This is a genomic window from Dentiradicibacter hellwigii, assembly GCF_041770905.1.
GTDB lineage: Bacteria > Pseudomonadota > Gammaproteobacteria > Burkholderiales > Rhodocyclaceae > Propionivibrio > Propionivibrio hellwigii.
In genome coordinates this window covers 252,344-268,429 of record NZ_JBEUWX010000001.1, presented here as the reverse complement: position 1 = coordinate 268,429, position 16,086 = coordinate 252,344, and the positions used below count along the sequence as shown (strand labels likewise).

At 57.6% G+C, this 16,086-nt stretch carries 14 protein-coding genes; 2 read left to right on the top strand and 12 right to left on the bottom strand.

Translation table 11 applies throughout. From position 1 onward, the window contains the following. Positions 1–233: 233 nt before the first annotated feature. From ABCS64_RS01275 to ABCS64_RS01240, 8 genes are all read right to left on the bottom strand, one after another. Positions 234–1,919, bottom strand: coding sequence for a Na/Pi cotransporter family protein (locus ABCS64_RS01275; protein WP_418890132.1), 1,686 nt, complete (start codon positions 1,917–1,919; stop codon positions 234–236). 36 nt (positions 1,920–1,955) lie between these two features. Then, positions 1,956–2,723 (bottom strand): HAD-IIA family hydrolase, encoded by a 768-nt coding sequence (locus tag ABCS64_RS01270; protein WP_418890131.1) that lies wholly within the window; start codon positions 2,721–2,723, stop codon positions 1,956–1,958. Between the two features lies 1 nt (position 2,724). After that, complete coding sequence (locus ABCS64_RS01265) at positions 2,725–4,002, bottom strand: TRAP transporter large permease (RefSeq protein WP_418890130.1); 1,278 nt, start codon at positions 4,000–4,002, stop codon at positions 2,725–2,727. A gap of 1 nt (position 4,003) precedes the next feature. After that, on the bottom strand, positions 4,004–4,525 hold the full coding sequence (locus ABCS64_RS01260) for a TRAP transporter small permease (protein ID WP_418890129.1): 522 nt from the start codon (positions 4,523–4,525) through the stop codon (positions 4,004–4,006). A gap of 222 nt (positions 4,526–4,747) precedes the next feature. Continuing rightward, complete coding sequence (locus tag ABCS64_RS01255) at positions 4,748–5,740, bottom strand: TRAP transporter substrate-binding protein (protein WP_418890128.1); 993 nt, start codon at positions 5,738–5,740, stop codon at positions 4,748–4,750. 255 nt (positions 5,741–5,995) lie between these two features. Continuing rightward, positions 5,996–7,609, bottom strand: coding sequence for a glycerol-3-phosphate dehydrogenase/oxidase (locus tag ABCS64_RS01250; protein WP_418890127.1), 1,614 nt, complete (start codon positions 7,607–7,609; stop codon positions 5,996–5,998). Positions 7,610–7,957: 348 nt separating this feature from the next. After that, complete coding sequence (locus tag ABCS64_RS01245) at positions 7,958–8,764, bottom strand: DeoR/GlpR family DNA-binding transcription regulator (RefSeq protein WP_479686644.1); 807 nt, start codon at positions 8,762–8,764, stop codon at positions 7,958–7,960. A 317-nt stretch (positions 8,765–9,081) separates the two neighbouring features. Beyond that, positions 9,082–9,477, bottom strand: a complete 396-nt coding sequence (locus tag ABCS64_RS01240; protein ID WP_418890126.1) for a hypothetical protein — start codon at positions 9,475–9,477, stop codon at positions 9,082–9,084. A 477-nt stretch (positions 9,478–9,954) separates the two neighbouring features. Between ABCS64_RS01240 and ABCS64_RS01235 the strand changes: the two genes are divergently transcribed. Then, on the top strand, positions 9,955–10,827 hold the full coding sequence (locus tag ABCS64_RS01235; protein WP_418890125.1) for an EamA family transporter: 873 nt from the start codon (positions 9,955–9,957) through the stop codon (positions 10,825–10,827). Positions 10,828–10,876: 49 nt separating this feature from the next. Here the strand turns inward: ABCS64_RS01235 and ABCS64_RS01230 are convergent, their stop codons facing one another. The 4 genes from ABCS64_RS01230 to ftsY are packed head-to-tail and all read right to left on the bottom strand — an operon-like array spanning position 10,877 to position 14,508. Further along, positions 10,877–11,797 (bottom strand): ZIP family metal transporter, encoded by a 921-nt coding sequence (locus tag ABCS64_RS01230; protein WP_418890124.1) that lies wholly within the window; start codon positions 11,795–11,797, stop codon positions 10,877–10,879. 18 nt (positions 11,798–11,815) lie between these two features. Next, complete coding sequence (gene ftsX, locus ABCS64_RS01225) at positions 11,816–12,715, bottom strand: permease-like cell division protein FtsX (protein WP_418890123.1); 900 nt, start codon at positions 12,713–12,715, stop codon at positions 11,816–11,818. Beyond that, positions 12,712–13,485 (bottom strand): cell division ATP-binding protein FtsE, encoded by a 774-nt coding sequence (locus ABCS64_RS01220; protein ID WP_418890122.1) that lies wholly within the window; start codon positions 13,483–13,485, stop codon positions 12,712–12,714. Before ABCS64_RS01220 ends, ftsX begins: the two co-directional genes overlap by 4 nt. Before the next feature lie 15 nt (positions 13,486–13,500). Next, entirely contained in the window at positions 13,501–14,508 is a 1,008-nt protein-coding gene (gene ftsY / locus ABCS64_RS01215) for a signal recognition particle-docking protein FtsY (RefSeq protein WP_418890121.1), read from the bottom strand. Between the two features lie 156 nt (positions 14,509–14,664). Between ftsY and ABCS64_RS01210 the strand changes: the two genes are divergently transcribed. Beyond that, on the top strand, positions 14,665–16,062 hold the full coding sequence (locus ABCS64_RS01210) for a M16 family metallopeptidase (RefSeq protein ID WP_418890120.1): 1,398 nt from the start codon (positions 14,665–14,667) through the stop codon (positions 16,060–16,062). The last annotated feature ends 24 nt before the right edge of the window (positions 16,063–16,086 follow it).

The following is a 16,086-nucleotide window of genomic DNA, read 5'->3' as shown; positions in this document are numbered from 1 at the left end:
GGGGTGCGGATCGGTCACCGCGGAGACCCGCGTCTATCGGGCGTTTCCGGTCTGCCTGGCCGCAAACCCACGTCCTGAGCGGATTTCCGGGCATACCGGCGGGAAATGCCCGTATTCAGCGGGCTGTAGGGCTGTTAGCGGTGCGCGCCGTTCTACCGGAAAGGAACAGAAACAGGGAACAGGACGAATGGGCAGATGGGCGGATAGGTAACGGAGGGAGGCTTCGGCCTGTTTTATTCTGAATGGCCGATCAGCCGCTCTTCCGCCTCAGTGTCGGAAGATTCATCCGGCAGGATGTCGTAGCCGATGCTCGAAATCTGCGTACTGATCCAGCGCAGTTCGGAGATCAGGTCGAGGTGGCCGGAGCTGGAAGCCAGCGCATTCGATACCCCCTGGCTGAGCCGTTGGACATGTTCCTTGGAACTGTTGTGGCACATGTTTTTCATCTCGCGTTTACGCTCAATGAGCAGCTCCGCGGTATCGGGATGCCAGGCCATGATGACTTCGCCGGCAAGCTGCGCCGTTCCGATCAGGAAGCGGAAGAGCATATCCAGCTCGGATTTGCCCTGCTCGGAAAACTGATAGTCGGAGCGCTTGATCGACTTGAAGATGCCGACCATCGTTTTGCTGATCACATCGCCTGAATTTTCAAGGCTGGCGGTGTAGCGCAGCAGGGCGGACACCTTGCGCTGTTCGGCATTGCTCAGATCTTTACGGGTTAAAAATACCGCATAAGCGCGCACGGCCTTGAACAGCCGGTCGACTTTTTCCTCCATGCGCACGATCTCTTCGGTGTCCTCGTATTTCCCGGAAAGCAGCAGTTCCAGCATTTTCTCCAGCATGTTCTGGATCGTGCCGAGAATGCGCAGGATTTCCCGGGTCAGCGAGAGAACGGGGAAAGCCACCGGAACCGTATCGACCTGCGAGGCTTCCGGAATGTATTTGGGGCCGTTATCGTCAGTAGTTTTTTCGGTAGTGACAAAAAAGCGCTCCATGAACCTTGCAATGGTCCCAGCCTGCCAGGCAAAGAAGGCGATCAGCAGCAGATTGAACAGGATATGCAGCACGACGACCCGGAATCCTGGCTGCCCCGGCACGATGTGATATACCCCCTGAATCAGACGAAGGCAGATAAAGCAGCCGACGACGCCCGCCAGCTTGATGAGTCCGTGCCCAACAACGATACGGCGCGAGGGCGGGGCCTGATTCATGCTCATGACGATGGGGGGAATGGAATTGCCGACGTTGATGCCCAGAATCGCCGCAATGATCAGCGCGGAATTGTCGGTAATGCCCGCCTGCACAAGCGATGCCCAGAACAGCAAAATGGCAATCGACGAATGCGCTAGCCAGGTCAGGATCGCAAAGAGCAGAAGTGCGATGAACAGTTCGTTGCCGAGCGACATGATGATCGTCCGGATCAGTTCGCTTTCCGCCAGCGCCGAGGACACTTGCCCCATGAAAGTCAGTGCGACGAGGATCATGGCGATGCCGAGCAGAATGCGCCCGAGCTGCTTGATCGGCGAATTGGTTTCGGAATAGCTGGAATGCAGTACGTAGCCCAGAAACATGAGGACGGGCCAGAACGCTTTGAGATTGAGCGTCAGCAGGGCAGCGACAATGGCGCTGCCGGCGTCCGCGCCGAGCATCAGCACCAGGCCATCGGCGACCGGAATGACGCCGGAAGCGGCCAGTGATGAGGTAAAAATGGCCACGGCAATCGAACTTTGCAGGATGGTGGCCGAGCCTGCCCCTGCCAGCAGGGCGATCAGGCGGTTTTTCAGCGCCTTGGGCAGGAATTTACGGATCTCTGCACCATACATCCGCATCACGCCGGTTCTGGCCATACGCACGCCCCACAGCATCAGCGTGGCCGCTCCCAGAATCATCGTCAGTTCGTAGGTTCCCGATTCAGTCATCTACCTTACCGCCCAGAACATTGCCCAACATACCACTCAAAAACCACCCAGGTGATCCACCACCAGACTAGGCTGGCGTATCTGCGTTAGCAGATCTTCGCGCTTGGCTTCGCCGCTCAAGACGAGGATGAAGTCGATACCCGCATTTTCGGCCAGCCGTTTGTCCGTCGACAACCGGTCACCCACCATAACCATCTCGTCGGGCTGAAAGCGTTTGAGGAGCGGCGACAAAATCAATGTATTGGGTTTGCCGAAAACGATTTCCGGCAAACGTCCGGTCGCCGCTTCATAAAGTTTGACGAAGCTGCCGGCGTCCGGCAACGGCCCCTGCGGCGAAGGGCACACGAGATCGGGGTGTGTGGAGAGAAAACGAATTTCGGGTCGCTGGAGCAGCAGGCACGAATCCGCCAATTTTGCGTAAGTCAGCTCGGTATCGTAACCGAGGACGACGGCCTGGCAGTGTGCGCCTGCCGTGAATTCGATCCCCGGCAGGCGCTGCTTCAGGTAGGCCTGGAAGCTTGCATTACCCACCGGGTACAAGCGCCCGATGCCTTCCGCCTCAAGATAATCCGCAAGCGGCAGCAGGGGCGAAAGGATGCGTTCGACGGCCGTTTCGATGCCGATACGGGCGAGCTTGCGCACGTAGTCTCCCAGGTTTTTGGAGGTATTGTTGGTCAGGAAGTAAATCTCCCGGTGCGCCATATTGCGCCGGATGAAGTCGACGGTGCCGTGAATCGGCTCGTCTCCGAGGTAGACGGTGCCGTCCAGATCGAAGACGAAGCACTTTTTATGTTCGATATTCACGTTACGTCAGCCACTTGAGCGGAATCAGCGAAATTTTCGGGAAGAGCAGCAAGGTCAATAGCACAGCGGCTTCCATCAGAAGGAACGGCGCCATCTTGCGGACAAGATAGCCCATCGAAATGCCGGCCGAACCGCAGACGACGAACAGTACCGTGCCGACCGGCGGCGTGATGACGCCGATGCCGACGTTCAGCACGAAAAGCAGGCCGAAAAAGTACGGGTCGATACCGGCGGCGGTGGTAAGCGGATAGAACACCGGCGCGAACAGCAGGATGTTTGGCGTCAGATCCATAACCATGCCAGCGGCGAACAGAAAGACCATGATCGCGAGCAACAGCAGGGTTGGCGTTGGCACCAGTGGCTGGAAGAAAGCCGTCATCTGCGCCGGAATCTGCGCTGCGGTGATGAACCAGCCGACAGCCGTGGCCGCGCCGACGATGAGCATGACCACGGCGGTACTGCGTGCTGCCGTGGCGCTGACGCGCAGCAGGTCGCGCAGGGGAAGCTCGCGGTAATAGAGCATCGTCACGACGATGGCGTAAACTGCGGCGAAGGCGCCGCCTTCGGTCGGCGTAAAAATACCGCCGCGGATACCGCCCAGCAGCAGTACCGGCAGCATGAAAGCTGGTGTCGCTTCCTTCAGGATGCTGATAGCTTCTGCACGCGTAAAGGTAATTGTTTCCGAATAGCCGTCTTTCCTTACGATGAAGAACCACATGACCAGCAGAAACAGGCCAATCAGCAGGCCGGGAACCAGGCCGATCATGAACAGCTTGGTGATCGACAGCTCCATCGTCGCGCCCAACAGGATGAAGTTGGCGGAAGGGGGAATGATGGGCCCTAGGATGGCGCCCGAGGCAATCACGCCACCGGCACGACCGCGGTCGTAGCCGGCATCTTTCATCATCGGATAGAGAATCCCCATCAGCGCCGCCGCCTCACCGACCGAACTCCCCATCAGGCCGGCAAAGATGATTGAAGCGATGATCGTTGCGTATCCCAGGCCGCCTTTAACGCGGCCGATCATCAGCTGCGCCAGCAAAATGACGCGTTTGGACAACCCGCCCTTGGCCATAATCTCGCCGGCAAAAACAAAGAAGGGAATTGCCATTAGCGGATAGTTATTGACGCCGTCGACCATCGCCTGGGGAATGATCATGAAGTCGTTATCGCCGGAATACAGCATCAGCACGATGGCCGCGAGCACCATGACCAGCGCAATCGGAATATTGAGCAGCAGGAAGAAAAACAGGCTGCCGAGGAAAACGAGCAGTTCCATGTCAGAATTCCTTTTTCACGCGCACAAATTCGGACGCAGGTTTTTTGATTGTGCGCAGAAGTTCGCGCCCGCGAATGAGGATGACGGCAAACGCCATAATCGGCAACGTACCATTGACAAAGGCCATATTCAGGCCGGTAGCCACCGTCGAGGTATCGATCGTCTGCTGGACCAGCGAGACGCCGCCAATGAGCAGCAGCAATAGCGCCGCCAGTGCCAGCAGCTGCGCGAAGATATCGACGGTTTTCTTGGTGACGCCGCTGAGCAGATTGGTCAGCATATCGACCGCGATGTGCCGGCCGCGGTAAAACCCTTCGATGGAGCCAAAGAAGGTGATGTACATAAACAGAATGCGCGCCCATTCCTCGCTGGGCGCAAAGCTGGACTTGAAGGCATAGCGGAGGATTGCGTTATAAAAGACCAGTCCGATCATGGACAGGAAAATCACCGCGCAGAATATCTGGAAGATCACTTCCGCCTTGCTGTCTTTTTCCTCTGGTTTTTCGGGCATAAGCTCGCTCATCGTGACGCTCCTGTCTTTTCTCGATTGACAACCTCTGTTTCAGCAGCGACGCGGTGCGGGCAAGCGCATCGAAACGCCCGTCAACCGCCATTTACGGAACAGCGGCGCACATCCGGCACCACCGCCCGACTTTTTCATCCCCTCAAACAACAACAGGACTGGCAAAACACTGCCGGAAGATGGCCGTCCCCAAGCGCATCTTCCGGAACGATCGACGCTAACTTACTGGTACTGCTTCACACTTTCCAGAATTTCCTTGGCGTTCGGCACGGTATCGTAGAACAGCTTCCAGGTGCCTTCGCCGGCTTTCTTCAGCGCGGCCTTAAACTCGGCATTGGGCGTTACGATCTTGCCACCACCCTTGGTAATTTCTTCGACAGCCTTTTTCTCGACATCGGCGGCCATTTTCCACACGTCTTCGGCAGAACGCTTGGCGGCATCGTCAAACACCTTGCGGTCTTCCGGCGGCAGTTTGTTATAGAAATCGTTGTTGATGTACAGCGAGTGGATCACCAGAATATGGCCGGACAGCGTGATGTTCGGCGCAATTTCGTACATCTTCAGCGCAACGATATCGGAAAATGGGCTGTCGCCGCCATCGATCGTACCTTGATCGAGCGCCGCTGGCACTTCGGCAAACGGCATCGGCTGGCCGCTCTGGCCAAGCTGTTTGGCAAATTCCAGATAAAGCGGAATGTTCGGTACGCGCATGCGTAGTCCCTTCAGGTCATTCACGCTGCTGATCGGCTTCTTGGTGTAGAAATGGCGGAAACCGAGCGGGAACGCATTGAGCATGGTCAGGCCGGATTTTTCCGCAAAGCCTTTATTGATCAGCTTGAAGGTTTCCCCATTCATCGCCTTATGCGCGTGTTCCAGGCTGTCGTACAGCATAGGCGTTTCCAGCATCGCCATAGCCGGGAACAAGGATGAAGTCTGCGTGCCCGTCGCACACATCTGGATGATGCCCTTGCGCGTCTGGGCGATATAGGCATCTTCCTTGCCAAGCTGGCTGTTCGGGAAGACGCGCACGTCGTATTTACCCTTGGTGCCTTCCATGACGTACTTGGCGAACAGCTTCATGCCGATGGTTTCCGGTTCGCCCTCAGGTTTCATGCCGGCGATCTTGACCACAATTTTCTTTTCGGCTGCGAAAGCCGGCATCGTCGAAGCGCCAAGCAAGGCCAATGCCGATAAAAGAAGAATTCTGCGTTTCATAATCTCTCCAGAAAAAAGAATACCCACCATTCCCACCATGCGCCATTGCCTTGTACAACAACACGTCTGCCGTGATACGCGGCTCCGGCAACTCTATTCCAGCAGCCGACACAGGCAGCGGATTCTAGACCCCACAATCCGCAGATCGGCTACCGGAAAATACCAGCCAAATGCTTCGGCGTAAATCCGTGGAATACGAAAAAAACGGTTTTTTACGCCCATGACGCCCTATTTCGCCCAGTATAGTCTTCGTGATTACGCCGGCGCTGCAAAATACTCGTCGTATTTTGCCCTGGCCTCGTTGCCAAACAGGATTTCACAGGCTTCTAGCAAGCCTTTTGCCTGATGGATGTCCTCGCGCCGCATGGTCAGGGCGAGCATTGAACGCCGCCGTAAAAAGTCTTCAAGCCGAACAATCATTTCCTGGCGCTGCATTAAGGCAATTTCGCCGCGCAGGTAGTCCGCGCCTTCGATAATGGTCTCGGCCTGACGCGAATCTTCGCGAATCATGGCGAGCAGTTCGAGGGCGCGCTTGTCGTAACGCCTCCATAGTCGTTCGCTGATCGTCTCGGCATCCTGCGGCGAAGCCGGTCTGTCAAGATTCATGTCTTTGGCCTGGCGCTCGAAATCCGCCCGTACCGAGGCAGGCGGCTCTCCGTACCATTTATAACCGGGCTGCAGAACGTCCACGCCCATTCCGGAAACAATGCCGCTGATTTCGTCGCCGACATTGACGCAATCGGTCAGCTTTCCGCCAAAAATACTAATGTGCTTCGTCTCACGATTGATGTCGACTTCGTGCTTGCGCGACAGCAAAAGCCAGTCGCGCTCACCGCTGCCGCCGCTGCTGCGCTTGACAACCAGCGGACGCACGCCACAACGCTCGGCGATGATGTCGGCAGACGTCAGCGGTTTATCCAGTTTCAGACGTTTGTTAATGTTGTCGAGCACGAAACGGCGATCCTCTTCCGTCACGGTGCTATGGGGCGATTCAACGCGCGTATCTGTCGTTCCCACGCAGGTGCGGTTGCCCATCGGGATGGCAAAAAACAAGCGCCCGTCATCGGCAAAGAAGGTCAGGATTTTTCGGTGCGTCGTGACCTGCGGAACAATCAGATGAATGCCCTTTGAGAACAGGTGCTTGTGCTCGGTCTGCTCGCCGGTCAGCGCATTGTGCTCATCAACGAAAGGTCCTGCGGCATTGATCAGCACGCGCGCACGGATTTCCAGCGTTTCCCCAGAAATTACGTCACGCGCCTTGGCCACCCACACATCGTCTTCGCGCCGCGCGCCCAGCGATTCGACGTAATTTGCCGCAACGCAGCCGCGATCCATCGCTGAACGGACAAACTGGAAGACAAAACGTGCGTCGTTATCGCGCAGGTAGGCATCGGAATACTCAAAGCCGCCAAAATAATTGTCGGTGCTGACCACTGGCTCTTCCTGTTCGGTCAGCCGCCGGCTCAGTAGGCGCGGCGGACGGGTAAAACAATTGCCGAACAGCCAATAAACCCAGGTACCCATCCAAATAAACCATGGGGGAAAACGGAAGCCTTTTTCGATCGTTGTAAAGAAGCGGATTTCCTGAATCCGCGAAGGGAAGTTTTCCAGCAAGTGATTGCGGCTTTTGCATAAGCCGCGCACCAACGCAAAATCGTGGCTTTCCAGATATTTGATACCGCCCCAGGCCAAATTGCTCGACTGCTGACTGGTAAAACCGGCAAAGTCCTGTCGGTCGATCAATGCGACCTTCACGCCCCTCCCCGACAGCGCCGCTGCGGCAACGGCGCCATTGACGCCGCCGCCAATGACCAGAACATCATGGACGCCCTGGCTGAGTTTTTCGATATTGCCCGTCCTCAGTTCCATCTGGAAGCCTCCCTCATGCATCGTGCGATCCGGTTAACATCGGAAATTCGATGTCAATAAGCCGAAAAACTGTTCATACAAAAACAATTATTAAGCCAATTATTTTCGTTTACGAACATTAATTATGCTATTGCGACTTGTCAACGAAAAAAACGCGGTTTTGCCGCACAGCGAAAATACATATTGATAGCGGAGAAGCCCGGCAACAAAGCACCGCCAGAGCCCGCGTGAATAGGGCATTTCCGAGGAGGCTGCTCGGAAACCCGCGTGGATAAAGGACTTCAGCGCCCCACCCCTGAGATGCCCTGTTTACAAGGGTTTTAGAGCACCCGCCCGGAGAGGCCCTGTTTACACGGGTTTTCGGGCAGCCTTGCCGTCGTCGGCAATGAAGAGGCGGGTCTGCGAAGCGGCTAACAGTTCAACGATCGATGCAGGCGGCTCGGCATCGGTAAAGAGCGCATCGATATCCGCCAGGCTACCCAGCTTAACCATCGGCGCGATGCTGAACTTCGATCGATCGGCCACCAGAAAAACCTGGCGGGAGTTTTCGATAATCGCCTGCGCTACCCGCACTTCGCGGTAATCGTAGTCAAGCAGCGCGCCATCGGTATCGATGCCAGAAATGCCGATGATGCCGTAATCAACCTTGAACTGGCGAATAAAGTCGATCGTCGATTCGCCAATGACGCCGTGGTCGCTACGTACCACACCGCCGGCAACAATCACTTCACAGGCACTGTTTCCGCACAAACAGGCGGCGACATTGAGGTTATTGGTGATGATGCGCAGATTCTTACGTTCGGCCAGCGCTTGGGCAACCGCCTCGGTCGTTGTCCCGATATTGATGAACAGTGAAGCCTTATCTGGAATCTGTCGCGCAACGGCGCGCGCAATGCGCGCTTTCGCCTCATGATTGAGCGCCTGACGCGAGGCATAAGCCACATTCTCGACACTCGATACCGCGCCCGCGCCCCCATGATAACGGCGCACCAGCCCCTGGTTGCTGAGCATGTTGATATCGCGGCGAATGGTTTGTGTCGTCACGGCAAAATTACGCGCCATCTGCTCCGTCGCCAGAAACCCTTCTTCCCGAAGCTGTTCGAGGATTTTTTTATGTCGTCCGTTCAGTTTCAGCCGTGCTTTCTGCGGCTCCATAATTTCTTCCTACTCAATATTGATCTGGCATGTCATTCAGCCAGACGGATTGTACCCGCAAGAAATAGCCTCGATGAAAGCGGCACCAACAAGGCGCTGAGACGGCTTGGCTCACAACGTGTTGCGAAACATGGCCAACCAAAAACAGCTGGGTAGGATAGCAAGGCGAGGCAGCACAATAAAAGACATGCGCTTTCTCCAAGCCCCGCTCTGAAAACAAATGGGCTGCCTGCAAACAGACAGCCCATCGATTTTTATACTGCGCAACACACTGGCCACATAGTCACACGATCACACGACCAGGAAATTGCGGCGGATTACTGCTGGCTCTGGCATTTCTTCATGAATGCGGTCTTGGCGGCGCCGGCCAGCGGCTTACCGTTTTTACCAATCGCCTTGGCTTCGCACGGATCTTCTCCCTGTGTTTCGCGCTCGCACTTTTTCATGAATGCGGTTTTGGCCGCACCGGCCAGCGGTTTGCCGTTTTTATCAATCGCCCTTTGTTCGCAGCTCTGTGCCGGTGCAACAGCCTGTTGCGGCGCAGCGGCAGGTGTTTCTGCGCTGGCGGCAGGCGTTGCCGCTGCCGGCGCCGTTTGTGCGGGAGCTGGAGGCGTCGCCGTTGCGGGCGTCGGAGACGCTGGCGCGGCGGTCTGCGCATACGCGAAAGAGACGGCAAAAAGACTGGCAAGCAGGGTCGGGATGATTTTCTTCATACGTACCTCCAATGAGCTGGATGAATGAAAGGCTTGGAAAACATTCGGCGCGGACTTGGTGATCATTCACCCATTCACCACTTCGCAGGCCGTTTCCCTCGCCCAGGATCGCGTAACAAGCGAGAACTTGTAACGTTTCCCATAACGCAATATGCCTAATTCGAGTTGACCCTGGGTTTAAAGGCGTGTCGTTCGCCCCAAGAACTTCCAACCAATCAAAGCGCCGGAGAATGAGGCACAAAGCGGCTCGTCTACAGCCATCAGAAAACAAGCTTGTGGCGAAGCGCACTCATGCAGCATGGAATATTTCAGCTTTCCATCTGCCGGCCATACCGATCCAAACTTTATCCCGCAAGCATTCGACATGGCGCTGCTTGCCGCTCCGCCGCATCACCAAAGCCCTTCTGGCAACGTCGTTTTATCGGCAAATATTCGGCTATCATCTTCGGCCTCATGTCATCACCGTAGTGATTACCGATGCGTTACCTGGTTATTGTCACGATTCTCTGGGCATTTTCTTTCAGCCTGATTGGCCAGTACCTGGCCGCCCAGGTCGATAGTGATTTTGCCGTGCTGGCACGCGTATCAATAGCGGCAGCGATTTTCGTCCCTCTGAGCATCTGGCGAGGCCTGCCCTCCACGCTGGTGCGCGGCTTCTGGCTGGCAGGCGCCTTGCAGTTCGGCGTTACCTACCTTTGCCTGTACCGCAGCTTCAATGTGCTGTCCGTACAGGAAGTGCTGCTTTTCACCGTATTGACGCCCATCTACGTCACCTTGCTCGACGACGCCATGGCGCGCCATTTCAACCGTTGGGCCTTGCTTGCCGCGGTCGTCGCCGTGACCGGCGGCATCATCATCCGCTTCAGGCCACTGCACGGCGATTATCTCGTCGGCTTCATCCTGCTACAGATTGCCAATCTAGCTTTTGCCGCCGGGCAAGTCATCTGCCGGCGCTTATTGCTGCGCTACCCGACCGATATTCCGATGTACCGTTTCTTCGGACACTTCTTTCTAGGCGCCTTATTCGTCGCATTGCCCTCCTGGTGGCTTTTCGGCGACCCGTCACGTCTGCCGCAAACGCCCATGCAATGGGGCGTACTGGCCTGGCTGGGCATATTTGCCACAGCACTGGGCATGTACGGGTGGACCAAGGGCAGCACGCGGGTCGACGCGGGCGTCCTGGCGGTGATGAACGAACTGCATGTCCCCGCTGGACTGATCGTCAATGTCTTGATCTGGAACCGTGATACCGACCTTAAACGGCTCTCGCTCGGCATGCTGGTTGTGATGGCGTCGTTCTGGTTCAACCGGCTGGGGCGGCGGCACTCGCCGGTGTTGTCCGCAAACTAAACAGGCGCCAACAAGAAACAGCTGCTTCCGAAAAAGCAATTCAAAACGACTAGCCAAGCACCGTATCGAGCACCATCATCAGGGCAAAGCCTGCCATCAGCCCCAGCGTTGCCATCGTCTGATGGCCGTTGCGGTGGGTTTCGGGAATCACCTCGTGCGAGACGACAAAGATCATTGCGCCTGCCGCCAACCCCAGTCCCGTCGGATACGCCAGCGCAAAGCCGCTTGACAAGCCGATGCCCAGTAGAGCGCCCAGCGGTTCGACAAGGCCGCTGGCGCCGCCTACAAGTACTGAGCGCCAGGCGCCAAAGCCAATCGAGCGCAACGAAAGAGCAACCGCCAATCCTTCTGGCAAATCCTGCAAGGAAATAGCCAGCGTCGTCGGCAAACCGACGGAAAGGTCGTTACGTGCAAAACTCACGCCAATCGCCATGCCCTCCGGCAGATTGTGCAGCACAATAGCAAACACGAACAGCCAAACGCGCCCATAACGCTCCGAACCCGGGCCGGACACTCCGATCACCTCGTGCGCGTGCGGCGTAAAGCGCTCCAGCCCGAGCATGAGCATGACGCCAAGAGCCATCCCGGTCACCACCACGCCGGCGCTCCCCACCTTGCTCCCAAGCATTGTTTCGGCCGCGTCAAGCCCAGGCAGAATCAGCGAAAATGCGCTGGCGGCAAGCATCATGCCGGCTGCCATGCCAAGCAGACTGTCTTCCAGTTTTTGCGAAATGCCGCGCAACAAAATGGCCGGCAACGCGCCCAATGCCGTCGCTGCTGCTGCCGCTACGCCGCCCAGCAGCGCATTGACGACCCCGGCTGGCGCCTCGCCGCCGGCAATGCGAAGTACGCTCTGCACCAGCAGAAAAATCACGACGGCCAGCGCCACCGCCAGACCCAGCGCGGCGGGCCAGTTATTGCTCAGGTAAGCACGCCAGCGTACAGCGGAAGAGGTCGGTGATTTTTCCATATCCGCCGGCTCCGCCCATCAACCAATTTTATGTAGATGAATCGCGGCAGACAGCCATGCGCCGATCCAGCCGAGCGCCGCCCCAACCCCCGCCAATACGGCGACCTGGCGCGCCGCGGGACCGGACAGCACAAAATGTCCGTGGTAAAGCGCGACGATCTCATGAATGACGGGCGTCAACAAATAAACGCCCAGCCAGACAAGCGCCGCGGCGAACAACCCGCCGAGCGCGCCCTGTAACGCGCCGAAATAGTAGAACGGGCGACGGATGAAGGCATCCGTCGCACCGATCAGTTTAGCCACCTCGATTTCGTCGGACTGGGCCAGAATCTGCAAACGGATGGTATTGAAAGTGACAACGACCAGCGCACCGCCAAACAACCCCGCCAGCAACGTCAGCGACAGTTTGCCGAGGCGCAAGAAGGCATCGAGACGGCGCGCCCAGTCGGAATCGATCTGTACATGTGCAACCTTGGGCCATGCGGAAAAACGTGTCACCAGCGCTTCCTGCGCCTCCAAATGCAGGTCGTCCGGTTCGACGATAAAGGCATCCGGCAGCGGATTCCGAGGTAGATTGGCGACGATCTCGGCCATGCCCTCGTTCGAGGCCATGCGCTTGAGCGCTTCTTCGCGCGAGACAAAACGCCAGTTGCCTGCCTTAGCCTCGCGCAGACGGCTTTCGATTTCGGCGACATCCGCCGGCTCGGCATCGCGCGTCATGAACAGACTGATCTGCGGAATCCCCGCACTGTAATCACCGACGCCGCGCAGATTGTCCAACACCACCCAGCCAACGCTCGGCAATGTCAGCGCCGCACCGATGACGATCAACGACAGCAGGCTGTTGAGCGGCGTGCTCACCAAACGTCGCCAGGCATCGCGCAGCGCGGCAAGGTGCTGGGCAAAGAAGCGTCTCATGCCTTTTTCCCGTGATCTTCGTTCACTTCGGCACCTTTGTTTGTATTCAACCCGTTCGCCGGATCATGCGGGAGGTCATGCGGATACTCGCCGGCTTCCGCCAGCCTTTCTTCCGTATATTCCTGCAAATGGCCATGCTCCAAATGCAGCCGACGCGACCCGAAATGCGCCATCCACAGAGGATCGTGCGTGGCGATGATCAGCGTCACTCCGACCTGATGAAAAGCGCGGAAAATATCAAGAATCGCAGCTGCCGATGCGCTGTCAAGATTGGCCGTCGGTTCGTCGATCAGCAGGATTGCCGGGCGGTTGACAACGGCGCGGGCAATCGCCAGCCGCTGCTGCTCGCCACCGGAAAGCGCCACCGGATTGGCATTGGCGCGATCGAGTAAACCCACTTTATCGAGTGCGGCGTTCGCCCGGCGCAGTGCTTCCTTCGGCGTCATGCCGATGATGGCCAGCGGTAGCAGGACATTATTCAGCACGCTACGATCAAACAGCAATTTCTGATCCTGAAAAACAAGGCCGAAATTTCGCCTTAAATAAGGAATAGCGCTACGCCGCAGTGCGGAAATATTCTGGCCATTGACGACGATGCTGCCGGATGTCGGCCGCTCGATCGCCGCCAGCAGACGAAACAGCGTCGTCTTGCCAGCGCCGGAGTGGCCGGTGATGAAGACCATTTCGCCTGCATCGATCGTAAAGCTGACATCACGCAACGCCTCAATCCCTTCCGGATAGCGTTTGCAGACGACATTGGCCGTAATCATTGCAACGCCAGCTCCCTACTCCTGCGCAAACAGCGCATCGACGAAATCACGCGCGATGAAAGGACGCAGATCGTCGATGCCCTCACCCACACCGACGAAACGGATGGGCTTCGGACACTGGCGGGCAATGGCGGCTACGACGCCCCCCTTGGCCGTGCCATCGAGCTTGGTGAGAACGAGGCCGGTGACGGCAATGGCCTTGTCAAAAGCCTGAACCTGCGCCAGTGCATTCTGGCCAAAATTGGCGTCCAGCACGAGCAAGGTTTCGTGCGGCCCGCTCGGGTCGGCTTTCTGGATGACGCGGCGCACCTTGGCAATTTCTTCCATCAGATGCAATTGCGTGGGCAAGCGTCCGGCCGTATCGGCCAGCACGATATCGATACCGCGCGCTTTAGCCGCCGAGATCGCATCAAAAACGACAGCGGCCGGATCACCTGATTCCTGCGCAATGACCGTAATGCCGTTGCGTTCCCCCCAGGTCTGCAACTGCTCGCGCGCCGCAGCGCGAAAGGTGTCTCCCGCAGCCAGCAGTACTGATAACCCTTGCGACTGGAAATATCGCGCCAGTTTGCCGATCGACGTCGTCTTGCCCGCGCCATTGACGCCGGCGACCATGATGACAAAAGGACGCGGCGAAGACGTATCGAGCGGCTGCTCCAGCGGCTGCAACAATTCGAGCAGCGCATCGGCCAGCGCCTGCTGGATGGCTGCCGGAGAATCAAGCGCATCCCGCTTGGCGCGCGCCTTGAGCGCCGCGAGCAGATGCGCCGTCGCCTCCATGCCAACATCGCTCGTTAGCAGCAGGCTTTCAAGTTCCTCGAGCAGTTCATCGTCAACCTTGCCGCGCGAAAACACGGATTTGAGCTGGCTGCTGAACTGGGCGCGCGTGCGAGCCAGCCCGGCTTTAAGCCGTTCGCGCCAGGAAAGTTTGGGCGGCTGCGGTTCTTCCGGTGTCTGCTGCGCAGCATCCGGCGTCGTTGCTTCCTCTGCCGGAGGCGGCGATTTTTTGAAGAAACTAAACATAGAGCACGGCGTTTGTCAGTCTGCAAGAATCTGTCTGCGCCCCGTTGTCGGCTTCAGGGACGATCTGCCTGCACCGGGATGCCAAGGTTCAAAATGGTAAGATAATGCCACCATCCATTTTGGATTTTTCGATTCTAACAGAAGGCATTGATGGGTATGTCTGGATTACGTGGCATTTTATATCGCTCCTTACACCAAACGGCTTGGCTGACCTTGCTTGGCATGTCTTTGGCGGGCCTGCCGCAAACGGCACTGTCCAATCCATTTGAATACAAACTGGCCAACGGACTGCGCATCATCGTCAAGGAAGACCGGCGCGCACCGACAGCCGTCCACATGGTTTGGTATCACGCCGGCAGTATGGACGAACATAACGGCACGACGGGCGTGGCACATCTGCTGGAGCACATGATGTTCAAGGGCACGCCAAGCGTCGGCGCCGGCGAATTCAGCCGTCTCGTCGCCGCAGCGGGCGGGCGCGACAACGCTTTCACCAGCAAGGACTACACGGCGTACTTCCAGCAGATCCCCAAACAGAAACTGGCGCAGATGATGCGTCTGGAAGCCGATCGCATGCACCATCTCACGCTCGATCCGAAAGAGTATGCACAGGAAATCAAGGTCGTCATGGAAGAGCGCCGCCTGCGTACCGATGACCAGCCGCAGGCACGGCTTTTCGAGCAACTGACAGCAACGGCATTTCAGGCGCATCCCTACCGCACACCGGTCGTTGGCTGGATGAACGATCTGGAGAACATGACCGTGCGCGATGCGCGCGCCTGGTACGAACGCTGGTACGCACCGAACAACGCCTTCGTCGTCGTCGTCGGTGATGTTGACCACCGCGAGGTCTTTCAGCTGGCCGAAAAACACTACGGCCCCATCCGGCCGCACACGTTGCCCGAACGCAAGCCGCAGATCGAACCGGCACAGGATGGCATCCGCCGCCTGACGGTCAAGGCGCCTGCTGAACTGCCTGTCGTCGCTCTCGCCTATAAAACGCCGGTATTGCGCGATGTCGAGAAGGACACCGAACCGTATGCGCTGCAAATGCTGGCGGCCGTGCTCGACGGTCACGACGCGGCGCGCTTCACGCGCAGTCTGGTACGCGAGCAGCGGCTCGCGGTCAGCGCCGGCACAAGCTACGACGCCATTTCACGCGGGCCGGGGCTGTTCTATCTGGTCGGCTCGCCGAGCGAAGGTAAAACACGCGCTGAACTGGAGGCTGGTTTCCGCGCTGAATTGATGCGCATCGCCAGCGAAGGCGTTACCGCCGAAGAACTGGTGCGGGCGCGGGCGCAACTTGTCGCCAGCCAAATTTACAAACGCGATTCCATGTTCGCACAAGCCATGGAAATCGGTCAGCTGGAAACCGCTGGTATCCCTTATACGGCAGAGACCCGCATTCTTGAAAAACTACAGGCCGTCACGGCCGAACAGGTGCGCGAAGTCGTCAAGAAATATTTTCGTGACGATCGGCTGACCGTCGCGGAACTTGATCCGCAGCCCCTGCCCAAGACGTCGCGCAAGAGCACGATTTCCACCCGCCATTGACATGGCCTGAAACGCCACCTAAAA